This window comes from Streptomyces sp. BE303, assembly GCF_036290945.1.
In the GTDB taxonomy this organism is placed as follows: Bacteria; Actinomycetota; Actinomycetes; order Streptomycetales; family Streptomycetaceae; genus Kitasatospora.
Map to the genome: position 1 here is coordinate 68,075 of NZ_JAQYWZ010000774.1, position 6,000 is coordinate 74,074.

General features: G+C 72.3%; 5 protein-coding genes. 2 read left to right on the plus strand and 3 right to left on the minus strand.

Going from position 1 to position 6,000, the window contains the following annotated elements; all coding sequences use genetic code 11:
* Nucleotides 1-304: 304 nt before the first annotated feature.
* From PUR56_RS25160 to PUR56_RS25170, 3 genes are all read right to left on the minus strand, one after another.
* Nucleotides 305-1,648 (minus strand): cation:proton antiporter, encoded by a 1,344-nt coding sequence (locus PUR56_RS25160; RefSeq protein WP_329950567.1) that lies wholly within the window; start codon nucleotides 1,646-1,648, stop codon nucleotides 305-307.
* A 4-nt stretch (nucleotides 1,649-1,652) separates the two neighbouring features.
* On the minus strand, nucleotides 1,653-2,138 hold the full coding sequence (locus tag PUR56_RS25165) for a cation:proton antiporter regulatory subunit (RefSeq protein ID WP_329950568.1): 486 nt from the start codon (nucleotides 2,136-2,138) through the stop codon (nucleotides 1,653-1,655).
* Nucleotides 2,139-2,385: 247 nt separating this feature from the next.
* Complete coding sequence (locus tag PUR56_RS25170; RefSeq protein ID WP_329875774.1) at nucleotides 2,386-2,562, minus strand: antitoxin; 177 nt, start codon at nucleotides 2,560-2,562, stop codon at nucleotides 2,386-2,388.
* A 229-nt stretch (nucleotides 2,563-2,791) separates the two neighbouring features.
* On the opposite strand from PUR56_RS25170, the gene PUR56_RS25175 reads away from it, so the two are divergent.
* The gene (locus PUR56_RS25175; RefSeq protein ID WP_443034562.1) at nucleotides 2,792-4,297 is read left to right on the plus strand and encodes a M28 family peptidase; all 1,506 of its coding nucleotides are present in this window, start codon (nucleotides 2,792-2,794) and stop codon (nucleotides 4,295-4,297) included.
* A gap of 271 nt (nucleotides 4,298-4,568) precedes the next feature.
* A complete protein-coding gene (lpdA, locus tag PUR56_RS25180) occupies nucleotides 4,569-5,981 on the plus strand; it encodes a dihydrolipoyl dehydrogenase (RefSeq protein ID WP_329950570.1) in 1,413 nt (470 codons plus the stop codon).
* Nucleotides 5,982-6,000: the final 19 nt, after the last annotated feature.

The window sequence follows — 6,000 nt, forward strand, 5'->3', positions numbered from 1 at the left end:
TCGGAGCGGGTCGGCGGGCAGAATCGGCGGCATGGACGAAGGCGGCGAGCCGGCCTGCTGGCTGGACCGGGTGTGCGAGGACTGCGGGCGCCTGCGGGAGCGTCCCGGACCGGGGCCCTGTGAACACTGCGGCACCGGCGCCGGGCCGGTCGGCGGCGCGGATCCCGGCGCGCGCGCCGGTGCGGACGACCGGACGGACGGACGACCGGACGGCGTCACGGGCACCGCGCCGGACGGGGAACGCCCCGGGGCGGGTCACCGACGGTGACCCGCCCCGGGAACGGACGTGGGAACGAACGGGGCGTCAGCGCGACAGCCCGTCGAGCGTCTGGCCCGAATCGGCCGCCGTGGAGCCCGGCGTCGGCGTGCCGGGCGGGATCTGCTCGGCGTCCGGAACCGTCGGTCCGGCCTCCTGGGCCGGTGCCCCGCCCTGCCCGGGGAGGTGCGCGGGCCCCGAGCCGGGCGCGCGGGTCGGTACCCACCGCTGCCGTCCCAGCACCGTGCCGAGCCGTTCGACGGCCGGTTGCGTGTAGCGCGCGGCCAGCGGCCCGGTGACCACCAGGATCAGCACGTACGCGGTCGCCAGCGGGCCGAGGCCGGGCTCGATGCCCGCGGTGACGGCCAGGCCGGCGATGACGATCGAGAACTCCCCGCGTGACACCAGCGCCCCGCCGGCCCGCCACCGGCCCCGCGTGGCGATCCCCGCGCGCCGCGCCGCCCAGTAGCCGGTCGCGACCTTGGTGAGCGCGGTGGCCACGGCCAGCAGCAGGGCCGGCAGCAGGACCGGCGGAATGCTGGTCGGGTCGGTGCTGAGACCGAAGAACACGAAGAACACCGCGGCGAAGAGGTCCCGCAGCGGGCTGAGCAGGATGTGCGCGCCCTCCGCGGCCTCGCCGGACAGGGCGATGCCGACCAGGAAGGCGCCGACCGCGGCCGACACCTGGAGCTGCTGGGCGATGCCCGCGACCAGCAGGGTCAGCCCGAGGACCACCAGCAGCAGCTTCTCCGGGTCGTCGTGCGAGACGAACCGCGAGATCAGGCGTCCGTAGCGGAGGGCGACGAAGAGCACCGCGCCGGCCGTGGCCAGGGCGATGGCCAGCGTGACGGAGCCCGCGAGCAGGCCCGCGCCGGCCAGCAGCGCGGTCAGGATCGGCAGGTAGACCGCCATCGCCAGGTCTTCCAGCACCAGGATGCTGAGGATCACCGGGGTCTCCCGGTTGCCGAGCCGTCCGAGGTCGCCGAGCACCTTGGCGATGACCCCCGAGGACGATATCCAGGTCACCCCGGCCAGCACCACCGCCGCCACCGGGCCCCAGCCGAGCAGCAGCGCGGCCACCGCCCCGGGTGTCGCGTTGAACAGGAAGTCCACGGCGCCGGCCGGGTACTGGGCCTTGAGGTTGGTCACCAGATCGGCGGCGGTGTACTCCAGGCCCAGCATCAGCAGCAGCAGGACGACGCCGATCTCGGCGCCGGTGGCCACGAACTCCTCGCTGGCGCTCAGCGGCAGCAGCCCGCCCTTGCCGAACGCCAGCCCGCCGAGCAGGTAGAGCGGGATCGGGGAGAAGCCGTAGCGTCCGGCGATCCGCCCGAGCAGGCCGAGGACGAGGATGACGGAGCCGAGCTCGATGAAGACGGTGGCGGTGTGCATCCGATCACTCCCGATCCAGGATCGCGGCCGCCGTGTCGACGCCCTCGCGGGTGCCGATGACGATCAGGATGTCGCCGCCGGCCAGCCGGAAGTCGGGTGTGGGGGAGGGCACGGCGCCGGTGCGCCGCAGGACGGCGACGATCGAGGCGCCGGTCTCGGTGCGCATCCGGGTCTCGCCGAGCAGCCGCCCGTTCCAGTACGAGGCGCCCTCGACCGGGAGCCGCTCGGCGACCAGACCGAGGTCGGTGGTGTGTAGCAGGCCCGGGCTGTGGTGAGCGGGCGTCAGGGCGTCGACCAGGGCGGCGGACTCCTCGGCGGTGAGCCGGAACGCCTGGGAGCAGGCGTCCGGGTCGTCCGAGCGGTAGACGTTCAGACTGCGCGCACCGTCCCGGTGGGCGATCACGGACAGGTGCCGTTGTTCTCGGGTGGTGAGGTCGTACTGGACGCCGACACCGGGCAGCGGGGTGGTCCGGACACGGGGGATCGACACGGCGGCTGTCCTCTCGTCAGGGTGCTCCGCGGGGCTGCGTGTGGCGCGGGCGCGCCGGAGCACAGAGGAACGCCGGCGCCTGACCGCGTGTGACACGCGAACGCGCAACCGGATCAATAGTAATGAGTATGTAAAGTCCGAAAATGACACCCCGGTCCGAGGAGCCGAAAACGACACCTCGAACCGGGGGAGACGGCCTGCCGGGAAGCGGTCCGCCGGTCGGGACGGGACCGCCGGAACGGCGGCCCTACTGGGGCGGCTGGTCGCGCAGCTGGTCCTTCACCCTCTCCTGGGCCGTGTCGACGTGGCCGCTGTACTTGCCCTGCGTCCGGTCGTCGACCATGTCACCGCCCTTGTCGACGGCCTTCTCGGCCTGGCTCTCGTGGCCTTTCAGCATCTGCTTCAGCTTGTCCATCATGGACATGTGGTCACACTCCTGGATGAGACGGCCCCACTCCCTCCAGCATCACCGCGCACCGGAGTGTCCGCATCCGGTCAGCTTGCGCGCCGGGGTTGGCAAGGCGGCGAGGAACATGTCAAATCGGGAGTCCCACGGACCGTCGGAAGGACTCGCCTTGAACGTTCGGACCGGTCGCCAGGCCGCCACGCCCCGCCCCCGGGCCGCCACCGCCCGCCGCACGGCGGGCGCCGCGCTGGCCGTCGCGGCGCTGGTGACCCCGCTGCTGCTGGTCGGCACCGGCACCGCCACCGCAGACTCGGACCCGGCCCGCAAGGGGGCCAAGCTGGCCGCGCGGCTGGTCGACGACAGCAGCGCGGACGAGGCCTTCGAGACCCTGGAGGCGTTCCAGCGCTTCGCCGACCGCAACGGCGGCAACCGGGTGGCCGGCGCGCGCGGCCACGAGCAGTCCGCCGGCTACGTCTACGAGCAGGCCCGCCGGGCCGGCCTGAAGGTGTCGAAGCAGGAGTTCGAGTACACCTTCTTCCAGGCCCTGTCCGAGCGGTTCGCCGTGGTCTCCCCGCAGGCCGAGGAGCTGACGGTGCGGACCATGACCTACTCGGTGAGCGGCCCGGCGGGCGGCCTGACCACCGGGCTCGCGGTCGTTCCGGTGGATGCCACGACCGGCTGCGAGGCCACCGACTACGCCGCCGGCACGGTCACCGGCAAGGTCGCCCTGATCCGCCGCGGCGGGTGCAGCTTCGCCGTCAAGGCGGCCGCGGCGGCCGACGCCGGCGCGGCCGGGGCGATCGTCTACAACAACACCGCGGGCGACCTCAACGGTACCCTCGGCGACCCGGCCGCCGGCCGGATCCCGACCGGCGGCATCTCCCAGGCCGCCGGGGAGGCCCTCGCCGCCAAGGCCGCGGCCGGCCCGGTGACCGTCACCCTGGACATCCGCACGTTCATGGAGAAGCGCAAGACCTGGAACGTCTTCGCGGAGACCCGCGGCGGGGACGAGGACAACACCGTGGTCGTCGGCTCCCACCTCGACTCCGTGGTGACCGGGCCCGGCATCAACGACAACGGCTCGGGCTCGGCCGGCATCCTGGAGGTCGCGAAGAACCTCGGCACCCGGCCGGTGAAGAACAAGGTGAAGTTCGCCTGGTGGTCCGCCGAGGAGTTCGGCCTCAAGGGCTCCGAGGCCTACGTGAAGTCGCTGTCCGAGGCCGAGAAGAAGAAGATCAAGCTCTACCTGAACTTCGACATGATCGCCTCGCCCAACTCCGCCCAGTTCGTCTACGACGGCGACGACTCCGACCACGTCGGCTCGGGCCCCGGCCCGGCCGGCTCCGCGCAGCTCGAACGCCACATCACCGACTTCCTCGACGACTGGGACGTCCCGCACGAGGGCACCGACTTCACCGGCCGCTCCGACTACGGACCGTTCATCGAGGCGGGCATCCCGGCAGGCGGCACCGACACGGGCGCCGAGGTGATCAAGACCGCCGAGCAGGCCGCACGCTACGGCGGCACCGCCGGGGTGGCCTTCGACAAGTGCTACCACAAGGCCTGCGACGACCTGGAGAACCTCGACCTCGCCGCCTTCGACGTCAACATCGCCGTGATCGCGAACGCCGTCGGCACCTACGCGTGGGACCTCTCCTCGCTGTACGCGCCGGTCGCCCCGCAGCACACCGACGGCCAGGCCGGCAGCGGCGGCGGCCTCCAGGAGGGCCACGCCCACGAGGTCGAGGCCTGACCGTACCGGCGGTGGAACCCGGGGCCCGGCCCCGGCCCCGGAGGGCTGCTGCCCGAGGGGGCCGAGGCCCCACCCGCCTCCGCGCCCGACCCGGCCCGGTCCCCCTCCCGCCCCGTGCGGACGGGAGGCCGGGCCGGAGTCGTGGGCGCCCCGGCCGCGGGCGCCCCACCGCCCGGGGCGCCGGTCGGGGCCCGATGGGTGCGACGCCGGGGCGCCTGACACCATGGCACGGAGATCACGTCACCGTGACACCCTCGGAGGAGTCAGCACCATGAGCAGCACGCACTACGACGTCGTCGTCCTCGGCGCGGGCCCCGGCGGCTACACCGCGGCCGTCCGCGCGACCCAGCTCGGCCTGAAGGCCGCCGTCATCGAGTCGAAGTACTGGGGCGGGGTCTGTCTCAACGTCGGTTGCATCCCCTCCAAGGCACTGCTGCGCAACGCCGAGCTCGCGCACATCGTCACCAAGGAGGCCAAGACCTTCGGTATCAGGATCGAGGGCCAGGTCACCTTCGACTACAGCGAGGCCTTCAAGCGCAGCCGCACCGTCGCCGACGGCCGCGTCAAGGGCGTCCACTACCTGATGAAGAAGAACGGCATCACCGAGTACGACGGCCGCGGCACCTTCGTCGACGACCGCACCCTCCAGGTCGCGCTGAACGGCGGCGGCTTCGAGATCGTCACCTTCGACCACTGCATCATCGCCGCCGGTGCCTCCACCCGGCTGCTCCCCGGCACCGGCCTCAGCGACCGCGTGGTCACCTACGAGGAGCAGATCCTCACCGAGGACCTGCCCGGCAGCATCGTCATCGCGGGCGCGGGCGCGATCGGCGTCGAGTTCGCCTACGTGCTCCACAACTACGGCGTGAAGGTCACCATCGTCGAGTTCCTCGACCGGATGGTGCCGCTGGAGGACGCCGAGGTCTCCGCCGAGCTCGCCAAGCAGTACCGCAAGCTCGGCATCGAGGTGCTCACCTCCACCCGCGTCGACTCGATCGACGACAAGGACCCGGCGGCCAAGGTCCGCGTCACCGTCACCGCCAAGGACGGGCAGCAGAAGGTCCTGGAGGCCGACAAGGTCCTCCAGGCGATCGGCTTCGCGCCGCGCGTCAACGGCTACGGCCTGGAGAACACCGGCGTCAGGCTCACCGAGCGCGGTGCGATCGCCGTCGACGGGCGCGGCCGGACCAACGTCGAGCACATCTTCGCCATCGGTGACGTCACCGCCAAGCTGATGCTGGCCCACGCCGCCGAGGCGATGGCCGTCATCGCGGCCGAGACCATCGCCGGTGCGGAGACCATGGAGCTGGACTTCGCGATGATCCCGCGCGCCACCTACTGCCAGCCGCAGATCGCCAGCTTCGGCTACACCGAGGTGCAGGCCCGCGAGCTCGGCTACGACGTCAAGGTCGCCAAGTTCCCGTTCACCGCCAACGGCAAGGCCCACGGCCTCGGCCACCCGATCGGCTTCGTCAAGGTCATCAGCGACGGCAAGCACGGCGAGCTGCTCGGCGCCCACCTGATCGGGCCCGAGGTCACGGAGCTGCTGCCGGAGCTGACCCTGGCCCAGCAGTGGGACCTCACCGTGCACGAGGTGGCCCGCAACGTCCACGCCCACCCGACCCTCGGCGAGGCGGTCAAGGAGGCGATCCACGGGCTGGCCGGGCACATGATCAACATGTGATTCCGGAACCGGTCGCGGG